Raw genomic sequence first — 20007 nt, 5'->3', positions numbered from 1 at the left:
TCCGACCCGTCCATCCCGCGGTAGTGAAGTTCCATTCCACGCTCCTTCCCGCGTGCGATAGCTGCGCCGAATGGAAGGAGAATGGAAGAACGGCGTTAAGCGCGGAACAACCCTAAGGGGCCGCGGCCGCCGGTGCTCCAGGTCGACCAGTTGGGGAAGACATAGGGCATGTCGGCATCGCTCACGCCGTGCCAGCGGGCGATCGCACCGATATATTCCTCCTGCGCGACGGCGGGGACGAAGCGGCCCTCGTTGCTGATGTCGTGCGCGCCGCCGATCACCGGATCGGGATAGGCGCCGAAGATGCCGCCCGGCGCCACGTTGCCGCCGACGACGAGGTGGTTGCTGCCCCAGGCGTGATCGGTGCCGTTCTGGGCATTGCCTTTGAAGGTGCGGCCGAAGTCGCTCATCGTGAAGGCTGTGACGTTCTCGGCCATGCCGATCGACTGCATCGCGCGGTGGAAGCCGGCGAGCGCCATGGCGAGGTCGCCGAGTAGATTGGCGTGGGTGCCGGTATCGTTGTTACCGCCCGCCACCTGGCCCGAGTGATTGTCATAGCCGCCCTGGCTGGCGAAGAAGGTCTGGCGGTCATGGCCGAGCGTCGAGCGTGCCTCGACCATGCGCGCGACGCGCATCAGCTGGCGCGCGATGTCGCTGGTGAGCGCGGCGCCGGTGGCCGGGTTGACGAAATAGCCGTCGAGCGCGCTGGTCGCGCCGATGATCGCATTGGCGGTCACCGCCTGGCCATAGGCGCCGGTGATGGCACCGGCGGTCGCCTCGGTCATCGCACCATAGCCGGCGCCGTTGGCGAAGACGTCGATCGCGGCGTTCTTGGCCTGGTTGGCGGCATTGCCGCCGGCGCTGTAGCCGCTGCGGCCGAGCGTTCCGGTCGAGGGCAGCACCAGCGCCGCGCTGGCCCGGCCGATCGTCGCGAGGTTCGAGCCTGCGAGCGAGATCATCGAGGGCGTGGCCGCCGCTGTCATGCGATCGGTCATCCGGCCCATGAAGCCGTCGACGCTGACGTCGCGCGCGCGAAGGCCCTGCCAGTGCGCCTGCTCGTCGGAATGGCTCATCAGGTTGGTGGGTCGGAGATCGGGGCGCGACTGATAGGTCGACTTGGTGAGCGGCGCGAACAAGGTCCCCGCGTTGAGCACCAGCGCGAGGCTGCCTTCGTCCCAGAGCGGGCGCAGTGCCGACATCGACGGGTGGAGCGCGTAGCTGGCGTTGGTCAGCGGGGTCAGCGCCGGCGCCTTGATGCCCACCGAGCCGCGCGCGGCGAGATAGGCGGCATGCCGGGCGTCGGTGGGGATCACCATGTTCCAGCCGTCGTTGCCTCCGAAGAGGAACACGCCGACCATTGCGCGGTAGCTGCCGTTGGGCGCGGCCATCGCGCTGGTGCGGCCGAGCTGGCCCAGAGCGGCCACGGCGCCGGTACCGGCGACGAGGCGGACGAAATCGCGGCGGGACAAGGTCATCTGGGTTCCCCTTACCGATCGACCAGGAAGAGCGGGCTCGAGGCCGCGACGTAGAGCATCATCTGGGCGCGCTTGCGGGCCTGGGTCGCCGGATCGACATGGGTGATCGCGTTGCCGGCGGCCTTGAGCGCGTCCTTCTGCGGCTGGGTCAGCGTGTTCGCGAACATCAGCAGGTCGATCCGCGTGGCCATCGCGTCGACATCGAGTGCTTCCCAATTGCTCCACACCGGCTGGGTGAGCGACGAGCCGGGCAGGCCGGAACTGACCGAGAATTCGGCGCGGGTGGCGTCGCCGCCGACCGTCCAGTCATAGACGAAATTGTGCCAGCGCAGCACGGTCGAGGTGTTGAGCAGTTTGGAGGCCGGGCTCCTGAGCATGGTGCTGCCGGGGAGCGGAAAGTCCTGCGGATAGAAGTTGAACACCGAGGGTGCGCGCATCACCGGCTGGGCCATAGCGCCGTCGCGGTTGACGAAGGCATAGCCGTCGGTGGTGAAGCCGATGACGCGGGCGAGGCCGGTCATCAGCAGGATCGGCTCCTTGACCTTGCCCGCGGCGGCGCCCGGCGCATTGCGGGCCTCGGCATCGGTCAGGATCGCGCGGACCACGGCCTTGAGGTCGCCGCGGACGCCGCTGCCGTTGTTCACGAACACCGCCGCGACCCGGCCGACATAGGCCGGCGTCGGGTTGGGCGTGACGAGGTGCGCGATCAGGAACTTCGACACGAAGGGCGGGGTGGAAGGGTTGTTGAACGCCGCGTCGATCACCGCGGCGACGCTCGCCTCCTGCGTCGCGCCGGCGGCGACATCGGTGCCGAGGAAGGACTTGGCGGTGCCGTCATAGCGCGCCGGCACCGCGATCATCGGCTGCGAATAGTCGCGCGCGCCGCCGTCGGTGATCGGGGCGCCGCCGATGCGGGCATAGGTCCAGCCGGTGAGCGCGCGGGCGACGCCGCGAATATCGTCGGGCGTGTAGTTGGGCTGGCGCGCGCCGGTGCCGTCGAGCTTGGGCGTGCCATCGATGTTGAGCTGGTCGGGGCCCATCGAAAAGAGCTGAAGCAGCTCGCGGGCATAATTCTCCGACGGTGCCGACTTGTTGCTGTCGGCCATGTCGAGATAGTCGCCCATGTACCCGAGCATCGTCACGCGGGCGAGCACGTCGCGGAAATTGCCGAAGGCGTTGTCGAGGAAGATCTGGTTGAACGCCGCGATGCCCGCGGCCGCGTTCACTTCGGCCTCGGAGGCGACGATCATCTGGCCGAGTGCGAAGGCGACGCGCTGGCGCAGCTGGTCGGGCGCCATCACGGCGTCGGCATAGAAGCGCATCGCCGCCGGCACGCGCGAGAAATGCTGGCGCGAGCAGACCGCGTCGCCGCTGGTGCAGAAGTCTCGGCGCACCGGCGCGGCAAGGTCGGAATAGGTGCTTCCGGTCGCGGCGAACTGTTCGTCGAGCCAGGCATTCGCGCCCAACTCCTTGATCCGCGCGACGAGCGCTGGCGTCGGGCCGAAGCTTGCCTGCTTGGCGAGCCGCGCGGCGTCACCCTCGGTGAAGGTCGGAGTAGGGGTGGGTGCGGGCGTGACCGAGACGACGCCGCCGCTGGAGCCACCGCTGCTGCTGCCGCCGCCGTCACAGCCGGACAGCACCGAGAGAAAAGCTACGCCGAGCGCAGCCGATACGCATGGCCTGAACACTGGATGATCCCCCGCTGCGCGCGCGCAACCTGCACTCTTATGCATAAATTTAGAGGGTCAATCCAGCAACGTGCAGGAATGACTAAGAAAATTTTATCCAGATCTTCTCCTTGCGATGCTGGGCGGCTCCCCACGATCGCGCGCGGGCGCGATCTGTCGACGCGTTGACTCCCTCGCTGGTTCGACATATATTTCTGTCATGACAGAAATGGCAGACAGTAGCGCAATGCTCCCCGCCGCCGTCCAGCAGTTCGTGCTGCACTGGGGCGAGATGGGTGGGCAATGGGGCGTCAACCGCTCGGTCGCGCAGATCCATGCCTTGCTCTATCTCAGCGACCGCCCGCTCAATGCGGAGGAGATCAGCGACACGCTGCGGATCGCGCGGAGCAACACCTCCAACAGCCTCAAGGAACTGCTCGGCTGGAAGCTGATCCGGCGCGTGCCGGTGATGGGCGAGCGTCGCGACCATTATGAGGCCGAGGTCGACCTGATGCAGATGCTCACGCGGATCGCGCAGGGCCGCAAGGAGCGCGAGATCGATCCCGCGGTCGCCGCGCTTCGCGTGTGTGCCGACGAGGCGAAGGACGACCCCCGCATCGGCCGCGTCGCGCGCGAGCGTATCGAGGCGATGCACGGCTTCGTCGTGACGATCGACGATTGGTACCAGCAGATGATCGCGATTCCGCCGAACCGGCTGATGCTGCTGATCAAGATGGGCAAGCGCGTGCTGTCCTTCCTGCCGGGAGGGCGTTCCAAGGAGAGCTGAGGCGAGGGGCGGGTGCGGCGTCGCCGTGCCAGTGGATTTCGGTCTTTACAGAAAGAGCTGACAATGGGGATTGCAGTCGAAGCGGCGGGGCTGGAGCGCTACGCGGCGTGGGATCCGCGAGTGGCGCCGGTGCGGACGGAGGGCGAAAGCCCGTTCGCGCGCTTGCTGGGCGCGCGCTGGCTGTTCCTCCCGCCCGCCGTGCGCCGGCGCTTCCTGCGCAAGATCGGCGAGGGCGCGTGCGTCACTTATGTCGGCGAGGTCGCCGAATGCCGGATGAGCCGGGCGGGCTGGCTGTTCGCGCAGCTCGCGCGGCTGGTGGGGGCGCCGCTGCCATTGGGCACCGATACCGGCGTCGCCGCGAGCGTCAGCGTGACGGCGGACGAGGGCGGCTGGAACCAATATTGGACGCGCCAATATGGCCGTCGCCACGGTTTTCCACAGGTTATCCACAGCGCGAAGCGTTTCGCCGGGCCGACGGGGCTCGAGGAGTATCTCGGGCTGGGGTTGGGCATCGCGCTGCGGCTCGAAGAGGCGGGCGGCGCGCTGCTCTTCGTCAGCGATCACTATTTCGTGCGGGCCGGTCCGCTGCGGCTGCGCATCCCGAATGCATTGCTCGGCCACCTCGTCGTCGGCCATACCGATCTGGGGCGCGGCCATTTCGCCTTCACGCTCGATCTCGTCCATCCGTGGCTGGGCGAGCTGGTCCACCAGCTCGCGGTGTTCGCCGATCCGCGGGACGGCGCGGCATGACGCGTCCGATGAGCCGCATCCTGGTGATCGGCGGCTATGGCGGCTTCGGCGCGCGACTCACGCGACGATTGCTCGCGGCGGGGCACGAAGTGATCGTTGCCGGGCGCAGCGCCGACAAGGGCGCGGCGTTCTGCGCGGGGCTCGGGGGATGCGAGGCGGTGGTCGCCGATCGTACCAACGGGATCGGCATGGTCATGGCGCGCGTCCGGCCGGATCTGGTGATCGATGCCGCGGGGCCGTTCCAGGCGAGCGGCTATACGGTGCCCGAAGCCTGTATCGCGATGCGGATACCCTATCTCGATCTCGCCGATGCGCGCGATTTCGTCACCGGCATCGGCGGCCTCGACAAGGCGGCGCGCGCGGCCGGGGTGGCGGTGGTGACGGGCGCGTCGAGCGAGCCTGCGCTGTCCGGCGCGGTGGCGCGAAAGCTCGCGGAGGGCATGGAGGCCGTCGCGCAGGTCGAGATCGTGATCAGCGCGTCCAATCGGGCGGTCGGCGGCGCATCGGTGGCGCGCGCGATCCTGAGCTATGTCGGCAAGCCGCTGCGGCTGTGGCGCGGACGACGCTGGGGCATGGGGCATGGCTGGCAGGAACTGCGCCGCGTACGCCTGGCGGTGACCGGGCGGCCGGCGCTGCGCCGCTGGGTCGCGTTGGCCGATGTGCCGGCGCACGACCTGCTGCCGGCGATGCTGCCCGGACGCCCGGCGGTGACCTTTCGTGCCGGTACCGAGTTGGGCTTCCAGATGCTGAGCCTGTGGCTGGCGAGCTGGCCGGTGCGCTGGGGGTGGATCGGTTCGCTCGAGAGCGCGGCGCGCTGGCTGATCCCGCTCCAGCGGCTGACGCGGCGAATCGGCAGCGATCGTTCGGCGATGGCGGTCGTCTTGCGCGGCGGGCGAGTCGAGCGGCGCTGGACGCTGGTCGCCAGCCATGGCGACGGGCCCGAGATCCCGACCCTAGCCGCCGCGATCCTCGCCGGGGAGATGCTGGCGGGGCGCATCGCGCCCGGCGCCCGCGACGCGGCGGGGCTGCTGACGCTCGACCAGTTCGAGCCGCTCTTAGCGCCGCTCGCGATCGGCCATGAGGCGCGCGAGTGTGAAGTGATCCCGCTCTATGCCCGCGCCATGGGCACGCGCTTCGAGGCGCTGCCGATGGCGGTCCGCGCGATGCACGAGCTGAACGGCGATGGCGGCGCGGCGGGCGAGGGGAGCGTGAAGCGTGGCAGCCACCCGCTTGCGCGGCTGATCGGCGACATCATGCGCTTTCCGCCGAGCGGCGACTATCCGCTCCACGTCATGTTCGCGGAAGAGGGCGGCAAGGAGCGATGGACGCGCGACTTTGGCGGACACCGCTTCGCGAGCGAACTCTCGCAAGCGGGGAGCGGCGTCGCCGAGCGCTTCGGTCCGCTGCGCTTCGCATTCGATCTGCCCGCGGACGGGGCCGGGCTGGGGATGGCGCTGCGGCGCTGGACGGTCTTCGGCATCCCGATGCCGCGTGTGCTCGGCCCCCGCATCGCGGCGCGCGAGTGGGAGGAGGAGGAGGGGCGTTTCCGCTTCGAAGTCGGGGTCGCGCTGCCGCTGATCGGGCGCGTCATCGATTACACCGGCTGGCTGGAGCCCCTTGCATGACGGATTCGGATACCAAGTCTCCGCGCTATCTTTGGAGGGCGTTCGTGTTGGCGCCCCTCGTATCGGGGCTCCTCGGTTCGGTAGTGGTCGCGGTGGCGCTCACGGGTGGCGCGTCGCCTTTGCCACTCAATCCCGCCATGTTCCTGCTGGTCGCCGTGTTCGCTCTTCCGATTGCGTTCGCCCATATGCTTTTTTTGGGCGTGCCTTTGTATCTGGCGCTTGCACCGCATTGGCGCGTTGGCTGGATAAGCGCGATTATATGGGGGTTCTTGATAGGAGCAACGCCGTTTGCGCTGCTATTTGGTGGCTTCACGATCGCCACTGCCGAGAATGCCGACGACATCCGGGAGATCGCCCGGCTCGCCGGTTATGCCGGTGTCTATGGCGCCGTGGCCGGTCTGGTCTTCAACGCGGTTCTCGCCCTTGGCGAGCGAGCAAAGAGAAAGGGCGGCCCGTTGCCGGACCGCCCCTCTGTCTCTGGCCGAAAGGCCGATGCTTAGCGCTTCGAGAACTGGAAGCTGCGGCGGGCCTTGGCCTTGCCGTACTTCTTGCGCTCGACGGTGCGGCTGTCGCGGGTCAGGAAGCCTGCCGCCTTGACCGGCGCGCGGAGCACCGGCTCGAAGCGGGTCAGCGCCTGGCTGATGCCGTGCTTGACCGCGCCGGCCTGGCCCGAAAGCCCGCCGCCCTTGACGGTGCAGACCACGTCATACTGGCCCTCGCGCTCGGCGACGCCGAACGGCTGGTTGATGACGAGACGCAGCGTCGGACGCGCGAAATAGACTTCCTGGTCGCGGCCGTTGATCGTGATCTTGCCGGTGCCGGGCTTGAGCCAGACGCGGGCGACGGCATCCTTGCGGCGGCCGGTCGCATAGGCGCGGCCGTACTTGTCGATCTCCTGCGCGCGGAGCGGCGTGTTCGACACTGCCGGCGCGGCGGGGGCGTTCAGATACTCGTCGGCGCTGGCCGGAACGCCCGCGGGCGCTTCACCGGCGGCGATGGCGCCGAGATCGGAGAGGGACTGGCGGTTGTCGGACATTATGCGCCCACCTTGTTCTTGCGGTTCATCGACGCGATGTCGAGGACTTCGGGGTTCTGCGCGGCGTGCGGATGCTCCGAGCCGGCGAAGATGCGCAGGTTGCGCATCTGCTGGCGACCGAGCGGACCGCGCGGGATCATGCGCTCAACGGCCTTTTCGAGCACGCGCTCCGGGAAACGACCCTCGAGCACCTTGGCCGCGGTGATTTCCTTGATGCCGCCGGCATAGCCGGTGTGCTTGTAATAGACCTTCTGCCCCAGCTTCTTGCCGGTGAAGCGGATCTTGTCGGCGTTGATGACGACGACATTGTCGCCGCAATCGACGTGCGGGGTGAAGCTGGTCTTGTGCTTGCCGCGCAGGACGTTGGCGATGATCGTCGCCGCGCGACCGACCACCAGACCCTCGGCATCGACGAGATGCCACTTCTTCTCCACCTCGTGCGGCTTGGCCGACTTGGTGGTCTTCATCAGCGCCTTCATGGCCTGTGACCTTTCGAGTATGAAACGCGAGCGCGCCAGCCTTGCGGCCAGCGCGGTTGGCGGGCATTTGGCTGAGGTGCCCGTGAAAGTCAAGCAAATCGGGGGCTTTGCTGACGGGTAATATGATACCTGTCGGTCAGCGCGGCCAGTTGTCCGGGCTCGCGGGCTCGATGCGGACCTTCGTCACCAGTAGGACTTCGCGCGCCGTGGAGCCGGTGCCGCTGGTGTTGCGCACGGTGTCGATCGCGGCGGCGAGCATGCCGGTCCGGGGATCGAAGGTGCGGCGGCGTTCGAGCGAGACCGCGCCGTCGCGGGCCGGGGCGGTGCCCTGGGCGGGAAGCGTTACGGTGGCCGAGGCCAGGCTGATCGCCTCGAAAAGGCCACCCTGCGCTGCGGCGGTGCTACGGGTGCCTTCCAGCGTTACCGGCGTGCCGAAGGGCGAGACGCCGGGGAGCCGGACCGGCGCGGAGCTGCCGACCGGATCCCAGGGATCGGTCATGATCGCCGCGGTGACCAAGGTGGCGAGCAGCGCGCGCTGGCGCTCGGCGGGGAGGGCGCGGAGCGGCGTGACCAATTTGGCCGCGAGCGCATCCGCCTCGCCCGGCGGAAGGCTGCGCCGGCTCGCGGCGGCCTGGGCCACGCCCTGGCAGACCTGGTCCCACAGAGCAGCCATGTCCTCGACCGCGAGGACATGGCCCTTGTCGTCGAGGTGCACCACGATCGTGCGGCCCGCCAGCGCGGCAAGCCCGCGCTCGACGAGGTTGGCCAAGGCCTCGGGCGCTGCGGCACTCTGGCGGAGCAGCACGGCCTCGGCGCGATAGCCCTTGTCCTCCCGGGCAAAGCGGACCAGCCGCTCGAGCCTGTATTGCCGCACATCGGGCGAGGTCTCGGTGCGTTCGGTGACGATGCGGAGCGGCGCGCCGAGCGGCGGCGCGAAGGCCGGGGCCGCGATGCCGGCCTGGAGCATGACGGCGGCGAGCAGCATCAGCCGGTCTCCGCGGCGATCCAGTCGCCGACCTTGTCGCCCACGCCGGCCGGCCAGGCCTCGACCACAGGCAGGTCATAGGGATGCAGCGCCTCGATGCGCGCGCGGAGCGGCCCGGCGTGCCGCGGCATGGTCTTGAACAGCGCCGGGACTTCCTCGCCGCGCTCCACCTTGCCCTGCCAGCGATAGATCGAGGTGCAGGGGGCGAGGATGTTCACGCAGGCGGCGAGGCGCTCGGCGAGGACGGTTTCGGCGATGGTCTCGGCATCGCCGCGGCTGGGAAAAGTGGCGTAGAGGAGCGCGACGTCGCTCATCCGCGCCGGCCGACGGCGTGCGCGCCCCAGGCGGTGGCGATGACGAGCAGCGCGCCGGTCAGCTGGTGGAGCGCCGCCAGCGTGATGTCCATCCCGCTCATCACCGTGGCGATGCCGAGCAGGATCTGCAGCCCGAACGCGCTGTGGATCGCGATCGAGGCGCGGCGATCGATGCCGCGCGTGGTGCGCGCGAGGACGATCAAGGCGGCGACCGCGACCCAGGCCCACCAGCGATGGACGAAATGGACGATCGCCGGATCGTTGAACAGGGCGTCGAGGAAGGGCCGGCCCTCGACCGTCGCGCCGGGGAAGAAGCGGCCGTTCATCAGCGGCCACTGGTCGGTCACCAGTCCCGCGTTCAGCCCGGCGACGAGCGCGCCGAACAGCAATTGGACGAACAGGATCGCGCCGGTGAGGGCGGCGAGGCCGGTCAGCCGCGCCGGGCGCGCCTGCGGGTTGCGGGCAAGCGCGCGCAGGTCGAACGCGGTCCAGACGACCCCCGCGAGCGTGAACAAGGCGACCAACAGGTGCACGGCGAGCCGGACATGGCTGACGTCGGTGCGCACGCTGAGCCCGGACTTGACCATCCACCAGCCGATCGCGCCCTGCAGCCCGCCCAATGCGAGCAGCGCCACCAGCCGCCAGCCATAGCCGCGCGGGATCCGGCGGCGCACCGCGAACCAAAGCAGAGGCAGCGCGAAGGCGATGCCGATCAGCCGGCCGAGCAGCCGGTGGAGATATTCCCAGAAGAAGATCGCCTTGAACCCGGCGAGCGTCATGCCCTGGTTGAGCTGCTGATATTCGGGGATGCGCTTGTAGTTCTCGAACTCGGCCTGCCACTGCGCTTCATTGAGCGGCGGGACGATTCCAGAGATCGGCTTCCACTGCGTGATCGACAGCCCGGATTCGGTGAGGCGGGTGATCCCGCCGATGACGACCATCAGCACGATCAGTGCCGCCACGAAGAACAGCCAATTGGCGAGCGCGCGGGGGCGGGTGGTGGCGGAGGTCATCTGGAGCACGGGTTTGTCTAGTCCCGCGGCCGGGGAAAGGCGAGTCCGGCGATCGCGCTTCGCAGCGTCGACCGCCGGACAATTTGTTGCCGAGCGCTAGTTTAGCGCAAGGATCTCATCCCGGTGGATGCTTTGCGGGTGACTAGCCCCACGCACCCCAGGTCGAGGCGCTGACGGCCTTGCGCACGATGCGATCGAAGACGTGGCCGGCGGCGTAGTCGGGGACGAACTCCTGCCATACCGAGGTGATCGCTTCGGTGCTCAATCGGTGAGAATAGAGGATCCCGGTCTGGTTGGCCCCGTTGATCGTCCGGTTCTTCAGACGCACCGACGAGTTGCCCGAGGGAAGGCTGCCCGGCGCGGTGGCTTCATCCGCCCCGACGTGGTTGTACACGTTGCCTGCAAAGTCCGTCTTGACCGCGCGGAAGCCGTGCGAAAGCCCCGGCGGTGACCAATTGTCGAGCCACATGTTCGACACGGCGTTGTGCGTGCCCGCGTCATGCTGGCACAGACCGTTGGACGGCGTTCCAAGCAGGATATTGTCGCGGATGATGTAGTTGGTCGTCGCCGTTCCGGCGATGCCGAGGATCATATGTGCCTGGGTCGACCCGCGCACGATATTGCCCTTGACAACGACATTCTCGCCATTGTCCGTGATCACTAGGGGGGCGGCGACGTTGCAGTTGATCTGGTTGCCGCTGATCTGCACGTCGCGCACGGTCCATGTCGTGGCGGAACCGTTGCCGAGCAGGATGCGCCCCGTGCCGCTCGCCATCGAGACGATGATGTTGTCCGAGAAGATTAGGCCGGCGAGAGAACCGCTGGGTTTGAGTAGGCCATATTCGCAGCCGCGCATCATGTTGTTCGCGACGACAAGGCCGTTGCCGGTCCCGCCGAGCGTCGGATTGCTATAGATGCAGACGGCATTGTTGTCGGAAATGACGTTGCTCGAGATGACGATGTTTCCCCAATTGTCGTTGGGAATGTTGTCCACGCTCAAGGCGATATGGCCCCGATTGCCGCTGCATTCCGTGAAATGATTGTCGCTGATCGTGACGTTGCGAATGATGCCGAAGGATTCGTCCGGTTCGAAGCACAGGCTTCCAGGCATGTTGTTCTTCGACCACCGGCGGAACGTACACCCGGTGATGCTTGCGCCGTCGATGTCGATGAAGCTGATCGCGTTGCGCCCGCCATCGGTCCCGTGCACGACACCGTCGAAGACGCAATTGGTGACGGTGACGTCGAAATTATGCCGCTCTGTTCCACCCCCCGGGCCCGAACCGATCAGAACTGCGTCGGAGCGCGGCCCCTCGAAATAGCAGGAATCCAACCGGACCCGCTTCACGCCATGGAGAACCAGCAAGTGGCCGAATATCTCCTCGTGATGGAGCGTCGCTACATCGCCGAGGAACTTGAGGTCCTTGAAGGTGATGCCTTCGATCCAGGCTGTGGCGCTCCCGCTGTCGAACATGAGGCAGCACGAGTCCGGATTGTAACCCGCGCGCCGAATGACGCTGCGTTCGCCCTCGCCGTAGAAATAATAGCCAGTGCCCGAGGTGATCCGAGCCCCGGAGGAGTTGGATGCGCCCAGGGCATATTCCCCTTCCGGGAAGTAGATGCTGTTCGAAACCGCGAGTGCGGCTAGCAACGCCGGTGTGTCGTTGGTGACGCCGTCGCCCACCGCACCGAAATCCCTGATGCTGACAGCCTCGCGTAGTTTGTCGCTGACGGTGCGTGCGCTGGCACCGGTTCCAAGCTGCTGGAATCCCACCATGTCGGCACCCTTGCCGGGAGCCGTCGAGGCAAGGTCTGCCTGATCTACAAACGCCATTCCTGTTCTCCATCGTTTCTCATTGAAGAGAACGAACGGAGAACATTCAAAATCCTACATTGCAAGCGCGCTGCAGGCCGATCGGAGCCTAGGCACGCGCCCCGTCGGTGACGACGGCTTCGTTGTACCTGAGCGCCTTCAGCACCGTGTCCACGATATGCTCGGCGTTGAGGCCTGCCTCGGCATATTGGAGCTCGGGCTTGTCCTGGTCCTGGAAGACGTCGGGCAGGCGCATCGTGCGCAGCTTGAGGCCCGCGTCGATCAGCCCCTGGTCGCTCGCCATGGTCAGGACATGCGCGCCGAGGCCGCCGACCGCGCCTTCCTCGACCGTCACGGCCACTTCGTGCGTGGTGAGCAGCTTGCGGATCAGCTCCTCGTCGAGCGGCTTGGCGAAGCGCAGGTCCGCCACGCTGGTCGAGAGCCCCTTGGCCTCGAGCATGTCGGCCGCCTTGAGCGCCTCCGCCAGCCTTGTTCCCAGCGACAGGATCGCCACGGTCTTGCCCTCGCGCACGATGCGGCCCTTGCCGATCTCGAGCCGCTGCGGAACCGCGGGAAGTGCGACGCCCACCCCGTTCCCGCGCGGATAGCGCACCGCGATCGGGCCGTCGTCGTGGAGCGCCGCGGTGTGCGTCATATGCACTAGCTCGGCCTCGTCGGCGGCGGCCATCACGATAAAATTGGGAAGCGTCGCGAGATAGGCGATGTCGAAGCTGCCGGCATGCGTCGCGCCGTCGGCGCCGACGAGCCCGGCGCGATCGATCGCGAAGCGAACGGGCAGGTTCTGGATCGCCACGTCGTGGACGACCTGGTCGTAGGCGCGCTGGAGGAAGGTCGAATAGATCGCGCAGAACGGCCGCATGCCCTGCGCGGCGAGGCCGGCGGCGAAGGTGACGGCGTGCTGCTCGGCGATGCCGACGTCGAAGGTGCGGTCCGGGAACGCCTTGCCGAAGCGATCGAGCCCGGTGCCCGACGGCATCGCCGCGGTGATCGCGACGATCCGCGGATCGCTTTCCGCGTCCTTGATCAGCTGGTCGGCGAAGACGTTCTGATAGGCGGGCGGGCCCGGCGGCGCCTTCGCCTGCGCGCCGGTGATCACGTCGAACTTCTGGACGCCGTGATATTTGTCCGCCGAGGCCTCGGCCGGGGCATAGCCCTTGCCCTTCTTGGTGACGACATGGACGAGGATCGGGCCATGCTCGCTGTCGCGGACATTCTCGAGCACCGGGATCAGATGGTCGAGATTGTGGCCGTCGATCGGGCCGACATAATAGAAGCCCAGTTCCTCGAAGAGCGTGCCGCCGGTCGCGAGGCCGCGGGCGAATTCCTCGGCCTTTTCGGCGGCGTTGTGGACACGCTTCGAGATGCGGCGGATCGCGCGCTTGGCGAAGCTCCGGAGGCCCAGATAGTTGGACGAGGAAACCGTCCGCGCGAGATAGGCCGAGAGCCCGCCCACCGGCGGCGCGATCGACATGTCGTTGTCGTTGAGGATCACCACCAGCCGGTTGCCCGCGGCCGCGGCGTTGTTCATCGCCTCATAGGCCATGCCCGCGCTCATCGCGCCGTCGCCGATCACGGCGATCCCCTTGCCGGGCTGGTCCTTGAGCTTGTTGGCGATCGCGAAGCCGATCGCGGCCGAGATCGACGTCGACGAGTGCGCCGCGCCGAACGGATCGTATTCGCTCTCGCTGCGCTTGGTGAAACCCGAAAGGCCGCCGCCCATACGCAGCGTGCGGATGCGGTCGCGGCGCCCGGTGAGGATCTTGTGCGGATAGCATTGGTGCCCGACGTCCCAGATCAGGCGATCGCGTGGAGTGTCGAACACATAATGGATCGCAGTGGTGAGCTCGACCACGCCGAGTCCCGAGCCGAGATGGCCGCCCGTGCTGCCCACCGCGCTGATCGTCTCGGCGCGCAGCTCGTCGGCAAGCTGGCGGAGATCGGCGGGCTTGAGCTTGCGGAGGTCGTGGGGCGTGTCGACGGTGTCGAGCAGCGGCGTATTCGGAAGATCAGCCATTATGGGCACTTACTCCAGCACCTTGGCGGTGTCGATTGCTAGCGTGCCACGTTGCACACGCCGCCCGCCCCTTGCCCGCGGCGGCCCCGGCCTGTCATGAGCGAAAGATGAGATTTGGCTGAGCGGCGGTCAGTCTTCGCAGTCGGAACACTTGCCGCGCACCTCGATCACCGGCCGGACGGGCGAGAAGCCCGCGCTCTTGGCCGCGGTGCGCACCGTCTTGGTGATCGAATCGTCGTCGATGTGCGTGGTCTGGCCGCAGCTGTCGCAGACGAGGAAGATGCAGTCGTGCAGGCAGTCCGGATGCGCGTTCGCGACATAGGCGTTGGCGCTCTCGACTCGGCGGGCGAGGTTCGAACCGACGAACAGGTCGAGGATGCGATAGACGCTGTTGGCGGCGACGCGGCGCCCCTCCGCCTTGGAGACGGCCTCGGCGATGTCATAGGCCGAGGCGGGCTTGTCGAACCCGGCCAGCGCCTCGAACACGCGCTCGCGCATCGCCGTCCATTGCTCGCCCGATTTCTCGAGCGTGGTCTGCGCGGCGCGCGTCAGATCGCTGCCGTGATGCTCGTGATGATCGTGCGCGTGCATGGCGTGAATTTAGGGAGCCGGGGGCCCCGCGGCAAGCTGGCTCGGCTGGCTCAGTAAGTCGCGCGGCGGTTGAGGTCGTGGCCGAGCGCGACGAGGCTCACGCCGATCAGCGTCCAGAAGATCTCGAAGCCGCCATGCGGGAGCGACAGCGCGCCCGCCATGATGCCGATCCCGAAGGCGCCGACCAAAGCCGGGGCCATGTAGCCGTGCGAGAGCACGCCCTTGCCGAGCGCGATGATGCCGAAGCCGATCGCCAGGGTGAGGCCGATCTCGTGGATCGCCGGGTGGAGCAAAGCGCCCGCCGAGGAGAGGATCGTCAGCAGCACCGTGGTCGCGACGCAGTGCACGAGGCACAGGCCGCTGAGCCCGATCGCGATGCGATCGAAGCGTGCGTCGATACCGCCCCAATAGCGGGATAGCGGGAGACTCACCGGCATGGACGGGCATATAGACCCGAACAGGTAAAGGTACAACATATCATGCGGCGAGTTGTTTGCCGCATTGCCGGCCGATCGCGAGTGGAGGGGGAAGCGGGCCGGCGGCCCGGCGATTGGGACGTAGGCCGAGTGACGCTCTAGGGCACGTCACCCGGCCACGCCCGCTACCTGACTATGTAGTAAGTCGCGGTGCGTTTTCCACCCCGGCTGCGCCGGTGCGGACTTTCCGTAGGTCAATCGGAGTCGCGATCATGCGCGCTCGCCATAATAATGCGCCTGCGCCGCTTCGGTTGCGCTGATCGCGAGCAAAGTGCGCGCGTCACTGGCCGAGCGTACCTTGCCGGTGCGATCCGACGCGGCGTCGAGCACGCGGTCGAGCAGCGTCTGGCCTTCCTCCCACCAGCCGATCCCGCTGGCGGCGTTGAGATGCCCCTGCGGGCCGGCGTCGACATAGAAGCTGCCCCAGGCGCCGGCGAGCGCGCACGCCTTTTCGGGCGCCACCCAGGGATCGTCGCTGCTCGCCACCACGATCGAGGGGAAGGGCAGGGGTTTGGTCGGGGTGGGCTGGAAGGCCGCGAGCTCGGGGCGCACGTCTTGGCGGTCGACATCGGCCGGGGCGACCAGCAATGCGCCGGCTACCGGCCAGCCGAAGGGCTGCCCCGAAAGCTCGGCCCACCAGGCCACGGCGAGGCAGCCCAGGCTGTGCGCGGCGAGCACCACCGGTGCTTGGGCATTGCGAATCGCCTGGTCGAGCTTGGTGACCCAGGTGTTGCGATGCGGCGTATCCCACATGCCGAGCTCGACTCGGTGCGTGTCGGGGCGCGATTGCTCCCACAGGGTCTGCCAGTGCGAGGGCCCCGAGCCGCCGAGCCCGGGGACGGTGAGGATGATCGGCGAACTGTCGTCGAGTGGTGAGAAAATGGACATTGTTCCGCTCCAATGGAGGGGAGGCCGGAACGCCGATATATATCCTACTAGTTTAGTGGGCAATAAGCCTTGCGCCGGATCGCAGCATTGTTGCGGCGATCGGTGCGCGCGATCAGATGCCCTTCCGGCCGAAGCCCGGACGCGGGGCCGCGGGGCCGGTGCGCGGCGACACTGCGTCGCCCTCGGCTTCGGCGGATTTGCGCGCGAGATAGCGGGCCAGTGCCGCATCGGCGTCGAACGACGAGTCGTCCGGCGCGGGCGCTTCGGGGTTCGTCGCGCGCACGCGGGGCGTGTGCAGGGCGCGGAGGATCTTCCAGGCCACGGGCACGCAGAAGAGCACGCCGATCGCGCCCACCCCGAACAGGGTCGGGCCGAGCCCGATGCCGACCGCATCCTGCACCGAGCCGGCGGTGTCGAGGAAGTAGAAGAAGAGCGCCCCACAATAGACGAGCGGCATAAGCGCGAAGGCGATGCCGATCGCCAACTTCACCGATCGCATGTTCAACCTACCCCGCAATGGATGAAGGCTCGGCTTTACCCGAAATTCACCAAGAAAGGCTGAACGCGCGTCGCCTCAGATGTGGAGCGCGCGTCCATAGGCGCCGAGCACGCTCTCGTGCATCATCTCGCTCAGCGTCGGGTGCGGGAAGACCGTCTCCATCAGCTCGGCCTCGGTGGTCTCGAGCGTCTTGCCGATCGTATAGCCCTGGATCAGCTCGGTGACCTCGGCGCCGATCATGTGCGCGCCGAGCAGTTCGCCGGTCTTCGCGTCGAACACGGTCTTCACGAAGCCTTCGGCCTCGCCGAGCGCGATCGCCTTGCCGTTGCCGATGAAGGGGAAGTTGCCGACCTTCACTTCGTAGCCGGCTTCCTTCGCCTTGGCCTCGGTGAGGCCGACCGACGCGATCTGCGGGTGGCAATAGGTGCAGCCCGGGATGTTGCGCGGATCCATGGCGTGCGGATGCTTGCCGGCGATCGCCTCGGCGGCGATCACGCCCTCGTGGCTGGCCTTGTGCGCGAGCCAGGGCGGCGCGGTGATGTCGCCGATCGCGTAGAGGCCGTCCACATTGGTCTTGCAGGCCGGATCGGTCTTCAGGAAGCCGCGGTCGTCCATCGCGACGCCGAGCTCCTTGAGGCCGATATTCTCGGTGTTGGGCACGATGCCGATCGCGACGATGACATGGCTGTACTCGCCGCTCACCGCCTTGCCGTCCTTGGCGGTGATCGTCGCCTTCACGGCCGTAGCGCCGGCTTCGATCTTCTCGATCTTCGCGCTTGTGAGGATGTTCATGCCCTGCTTCTTCAGGGCCTTCTCCAGGAAGGCCGAGACGTCGGCATCCTCGACGGGGACGATGCGGTCGAGCATCTCGACCACGGTCACCTCGGCGCCCATGTCGTTGTAAAAGCTAGCAAATTCGATCCCGATCGCGCCCGAGCCGATGACCAGGAGCTTGGTCGGCATCTCGGGCGGGGTCATTGCGTGGCGATAGGTCCACACCCGCTTGCCGTCGGCGGGAAGATTGGGAAGATCGCGGGCGCGCGCACCGGTCGCGAGGATGATGTTCTTGGCCTCGAGATCGGTCTTCTTGCCGTCCTTGTCGGTGACCGCGAGCTTGCCCTTGCCGGTGAGCCTGCCCTCGCCGAAATGCACCGCGATCTTGTTCTTCTTCATCAGGTGCGTGACGCCCTGATTGAGCTGCTTGGCGACGCCGCGCGAGCGTTTGACCACCGCCTCGATGTCCGCGCTGATCTTCTCCGCGGCGAGGCCGTAATCCTTGGCGTGCTGCATATAGTGGAAGATCTCGGCCGAGCGGAGCAGCGCCTTGGTGGGGATGCACCCCCAGTTGAGGCAGATGCCGCCGAGCAATTCGCGCTCGACGATGGCCACCTTGAGGCCGAGCTGCGCGCCGCGGATCGCGGCGACATAGCCGCCGGGTCCCGAGCCGAGGACGATGAGGTCGTAGGATTCAGCCATTTGGTGCGCCTTGCTGGTTCGTTGGGCTTGGTTCGTTGGCGAGATAGGATGTTCAGGACGCAGGTCCAGCCGGCGGCGCCACGGGGCGCGGCTGGCGGTGCTCGTCGATCGCGACGAAGACGAACTGCGCCTGGGTGACGAGGCAGCTTTCCTCGGCATGGCGCGCGCGGCGCCAGGCGGCGACGTCGATCGTCATCGAAGTGCGGCCGACCTTGACCAGATCGGCATAGACCGAAACCTCGTCGCCGACCGCGACGGGGGCGTGGAACTTCATCCCCTCGACCGCGATCGTCACCGCGCGACCGCGGGCGTGGCGCGAGGCGACGAGCCCCGCGGCCATGTCCATCTGGCTCATCAGCCAGCCGCCGAAGATGTCGCCATAGGGATTGGCGTCGGCGGGCATGGTGGTCACGCGGATCGCGGGCTGCGCCGCCGGCGGCTTCGACTCAGTCATGGTTGGTCTGGTTCCCCGAACGGTTGAGCTTGGCGCGATCGGCCGCCAGGGCGTTGCGCATCGGGCCGATGCCCATCAGCACCACCGCCGCCATCGCGACATAGGCGACCAGCCAGATGTCGTCGGTGGCGCGCGGATAGGACCAGGCCGCCAGCCATGCGATCACATAGGCGGCGATGAGGCCGCTCATCAGGAACGCGACTTCGATCAGGACGCGCATCGCCGCGGCCTCCTTGTCAGGCGATCATGCCCATCGGGGCTTCGACCAGTTCCTTGAAGACCTTCATCAGCTCGGCGCCGTCGGCCCCGTCGATCGCGCGGTGATCGAAGCTGCCGGTTGCCGACATCACGGTGGCGACCTGGAGCGCGTCGTCGATCACATAGGGCCGCTTCTCGCCCGCGCCGATCGCCATGATCATGCCCTGCGGCGGATTGATCACCGCCTCGAACTGCTTGATCCCGAACATGCCCATGTTCGAGAGCGACGCGGTGCCGCCCTGATATTCCTGCGGCTGGAGCTTGCCTTCCTTGGCGCGCCCCGCGAGGTCCTTCATCTGGGTCGAGATCGCCGAGACGCTGATCCCCGCCGCGTCGCGGATGATCGGGGTGATCAGGCCGGTGGGGGTCGACACCGCGACTGAGACGTCGGCGCGGCTGTACTTGATCAACTTGTCGCCGGTGTAGGTGACGTTGCATTTGGGCGTCTGGATCAGCGCGACGCCGAGCGCCTTGATCAGCAGGTCGTTGACCGAGAGCTTCACCCCGCGCGGCTCGAGCGCCTTGTTGAGCTCCGAGCGGAGCTTGAGCAGCGCGTCGAGGCGGATGTCGACGGTCAGGTAGATGTGCGGGATCGTCTGCTTCGACTCGGTGAGGCGGCGCGCGATCGTCTTGCGGATGTTGGAGAGCTTCTCTTCCTCGTGCGGGATGCTCTCGTCGTACCAGACCGGCTTGTGCTCGGCGGGTGCGGCGGCTGGTGCCGGAGCGGTCGCGGGAGCTGCGGCAGGTTGGGCGGCAGGCGCGGCGCCGGGCTTGGCGCCTTCGAGGTCGGCCTTGACGATGCGGCCGTTCGGGCCCGAGCCGGTCAGGCTGGCCAGATCGAGGCCCTTCTCGGCGGCGATGCGCTTGGCCAGCGGGCTTGCCTTGACGCGGCTGCCGGACGGGGCGGCGCCGTTCGCCTTGGCGGGCGCAGGGGCGGGAGCGGGCGTGGGAGCCGGCGCGGGTGCGGCCTCGGCCTTCGCCGCGGGGGCCGGAGTCGGCGCGGGCGCGGCCGCGGCGGAGACGTCCTCGCCTTCGCCGGCGATCACTGCGATCACCGTGCCCACCTTCACATTGTCGGTGCCCTCGGCGACGAGGATCTTGCCGATCGTGCCCTCGTCGACGGCTTCGAACTCCATCGTCGCCTTGTCGGTCTCGATCTCGGCGAGGAGGTCGCCCGACTTCACCGTGTCGCCTTCCTTCACCAGCCATTTGGCGAGGGTGCCCTCCTCCATCGTGGGGGAAAGCGCAGGCATCTTGATTTCGATCGACATGGAGGTTCCCGTCGTTGTCCCTGGGGGGTGGCTCGTCCCCCCTTTGCCGCCGCTACGGCGCCGGTCAAGGGGTTGGGGGCAAGACCTTGGGCTTGCGCGGCGCAGAATGAGCGGG

The 20007-nt window shown here is 67.6% G+C and carries 21 protein-coding genes; 4 read left to right on the top strand and 17 right to left on the bottom strand.

All coding sequences use genetic code 11. The features are described 5' to 3' along the window. Window positions 1-95: 95 nt before the first annotated feature. Both MT490_RS04010 and MT490_RS04005 read right to left on the bottom strand, forming a co-directional pair. A complete protein-coding gene (locus MT490_RS04010) occupies window positions 96-1475 on the bottom strand; it encodes a DUF1501 domain-containing protein (protein WP_297384484.1) in 1380 nt (459 codons plus the stop codon). 11 nt (window positions 1476-1486) lie between these two features. Continuing rightward, window positions 1487-3115 (bottom strand): DUF1800 family protein, encoded by a 1629-nt coding sequence (locus MT490_RS04005; protein WP_297384483.1) that lies wholly within the window; start codon window positions 3113-3115, stop codon window positions 1487-1489. A 274-nt stretch (window positions 3116-3389) separates the two neighbouring features. Here MT490_RS04005 and MT490_RS04000 point away from each other — a divergent pair, with 274 nt between their 5' ends. The 4 genes from MT490_RS04000 (at window position 3390) to MT490_RS03985 (ending at window position 6804) form a co-directional block, all read left to right on the top strand. Further along, entirely contained in the window at window positions 3390-3929 is a 540-nt protein-coding gene (locus MT490_RS04000) for a MarR family transcriptional regulator (protein WP_297384480.1), read from the top strand. A 63-nt stretch (window positions 3930-3992) separates the two neighbouring features. Beyond that, window positions 3993-4679, top strand: coding sequence for a DUF4166 domain-containing protein (locus MT490_RS03995; protein WP_297384478.1), 687 nt, complete (start codon window positions 3993-3995; stop codon window positions 4677-4679). Further along, window positions 4676-6304 carry an SDR family oxidoreductase gene (locus MT490_RS03990; protein ID WP_297384476.1) on the top strand — a complete coding sequence of 543 codons (1629 nt, stop codon included), beginning with the start codon at window positions 4676-4678 and terminating at the stop codon, window positions 6302-6304. The genes MT490_RS03995 and MT490_RS03990 overlap by 4 nt, the downstream gene beginning before the upstream one ends. After that, complete coding sequence (locus MT490_RS03985; RefSeq protein ID WP_297384474.1) at window positions 6301-6804, top strand: hypothetical protein; 504 nt, start codon at window positions 6301-6303, stop codon at window positions 6802-6804. The genes MT490_RS03990 and MT490_RS03985 overlap by 4 nt, the downstream gene beginning before the upstream one ends. Here MT490_RS03985 and rpsI read toward each other — a convergent pair. From rpsI to MT490_RS03910, 15 genes are all read right to left on the bottom strand, one after another. After that, window positions 6801-7340: a 30S ribosomal protein S9 gene (gene rpsI, locus MT490_RS03980; protein ID WP_297384471.1), complete on the bottom strand. Its 540-nt coding sequence runs from the start codon at window positions 7338-7340 to the stop codon at window positions 6801-6803. The two genes, MT490_RS03985 and rpsI, sit on opposite strands and share 4 nt — an antisense overlap. Next, window positions 7340-7819, bottom strand: coding sequence for a 50S ribosomal protein L13 (gene rplM / locus MT490_RS03975; protein ID WP_297384469.1), 480 nt, complete (start codon window positions 7817-7819; stop codon window positions 7340-7342). Before rplM ends, rpsI begins: the two co-directional genes overlap by 1 nt. A 136-nt stretch (window positions 7820-7955) precedes the next feature. Then, window positions 7956-8804: a hypothetical protein gene (locus MT490_RS03970; protein WP_297384468.1), complete on the bottom strand. Its 849-nt coding sequence runs from the start codon at window positions 8802-8804 to the stop codon at window positions 7956-7958. Beyond that, window positions 8804-9118 (bottom strand): divalent-cation tolerance protein CutA, encoded by a 315-nt coding sequence (gene cutA, locus MT490_RS03965; RefSeq protein ID WP_297384466.1) that lies wholly within the window; start codon window positions 9116-9118, stop codon window positions 8804-8806. The genes MT490_RS03970 and cutA overlap by 1 nt, the downstream gene beginning before the upstream one ends. Further along, window positions 9115-10131 carry a COX15/CtaA family protein gene (locus tag MT490_RS03960; RefSeq protein WP_297384464.1) on the bottom strand — a complete coding sequence of 339 codons (1017 nt, stop codon included), beginning with the start codon at window positions 10129-10131 and terminating at the stop codon, window positions 9115-9117. Before MT490_RS03960 ends, cutA begins: the two co-directional genes overlap by 4 nt. Before the next feature lie 142 nt (window positions 10132-10273). Beyond that, window positions 10274-11965: a glycosyl hydrolase family 28-related protein gene (locus MT490_RS03955; protein ID WP_297384463.1), complete on the bottom strand. Its 1692-nt coding sequence runs from the start codon at window positions 11963-11965 to the stop codon at window positions 10274-10276. 88 nt (window positions 11966-12053) lie between these two features. Beyond that, window positions 12054-13979 carry a 1-deoxy-D-xylulose-5-phosphate synthase gene (dxs, locus tag MT490_RS03950; RefSeq protein WP_297384461.1) on the bottom strand — a complete coding sequence of 642 codons (1926 nt, stop codon included), beginning with the start codon at window positions 13977-13979 and terminating at the stop codon, window positions 12054-12056. A 129-nt stretch (window positions 13980-14108) separates the two neighbouring features. Continuing rightward, the gene (locus tag MT490_RS03945) at window positions 14109-14570 is read right to left on the bottom strand and encodes a transcriptional repressor (protein WP_297384459.1); all 462 of its coding nucleotides are present in this window, start codon (window positions 14568-14570) and stop codon (window positions 14109-14111) included. A 50-nt stretch (window positions 14571-14620) separates the two neighbouring features. Next, on the bottom strand, window positions 14621-15007 hold the full coding sequence (locus tag MT490_RS03940) for a MerC domain-containing protein (RefSeq protein ID WP_297384457.1): 387 nt from the start codon (window positions 15005-15007) through the stop codon (window positions 14621-14623). Between the two features lie 249 nt (window positions 15008-15256). Next, window positions 15257-15934, bottom strand: a complete 678-nt coding sequence (locus MT490_RS03935) for an alpha/beta hydrolase (RefSeq protein WP_297384456.1) — start codon at window positions 15932-15934, stop codon at window positions 15257-15259. A gap of 112 nt (window positions 15935-16046) precedes the next feature. Next, window positions 16047-16433, bottom strand: coding sequence for a hypothetical protein (locus tag MT490_RS03930; protein WP_297384454.1), 387 nt, complete (start codon window positions 16431-16433; stop codon window positions 16047-16049). Between the two features lie 75 nt (window positions 16434-16508). Further along, the gene (lpdA, locus tag MT490_RS03925; RefSeq protein WP_297384452.1) at window positions 16509-17909 is read right to left on the bottom strand and encodes a dihydrolipoyl dehydrogenase; all 1401 of its coding nucleotides are present in this window, start codon (window positions 17907-17909) and stop codon (window positions 16509-16511) included. 52 nt (window positions 17910-17961) lie between these two features. Next, on the bottom strand, window positions 17962-18363 hold the full coding sequence (locus MT490_RS03920) for an acyl-CoA thioesterase (RefSeq protein WP_297384450.1): 402 nt from the start codon (window positions 18361-18363) through the stop codon (window positions 17962-17964). Further along, window positions 18356-18583, bottom strand: coding sequence for a hypothetical protein (locus MT490_RS03915; protein ID WP_297384448.1), 228 nt, complete (start codon window positions 18581-18583; stop codon window positions 18356-18358). The genes MT490_RS03920 and MT490_RS03915 overlap by 8 nt, the downstream gene beginning before the upstream one ends. A gap of 16 nt (window positions 18584-18599) precedes the next feature. After that, window positions 18600-19892: a pyruvate dehydrogenase complex dihydrolipoamide acetyltransferase gene (locus MT490_RS03910; protein ID WP_297384446.1), complete on the bottom strand. Its 1293-nt coding sequence runs from the start codon at window positions 19890-19892 to the stop codon at window positions 18600-18602. Window positions 19893-20007 lie beyond the last annotated feature (115 nt).

It is taken from the genome of Sphingomonas sp. (genome assembly GCF_026460985.1).
Classification (GTDB): domain Bacteria; phylum Pseudomonadota; class Alphaproteobacteria; order Sphingomonadales; family Sphingomonadaceae; genus Sphingomonas.
The sequence above is the reverse complement of the archived record's forward strand: the minus strand, read 5'-3'. Positions and strand labels throughout refer to the sequence as shown.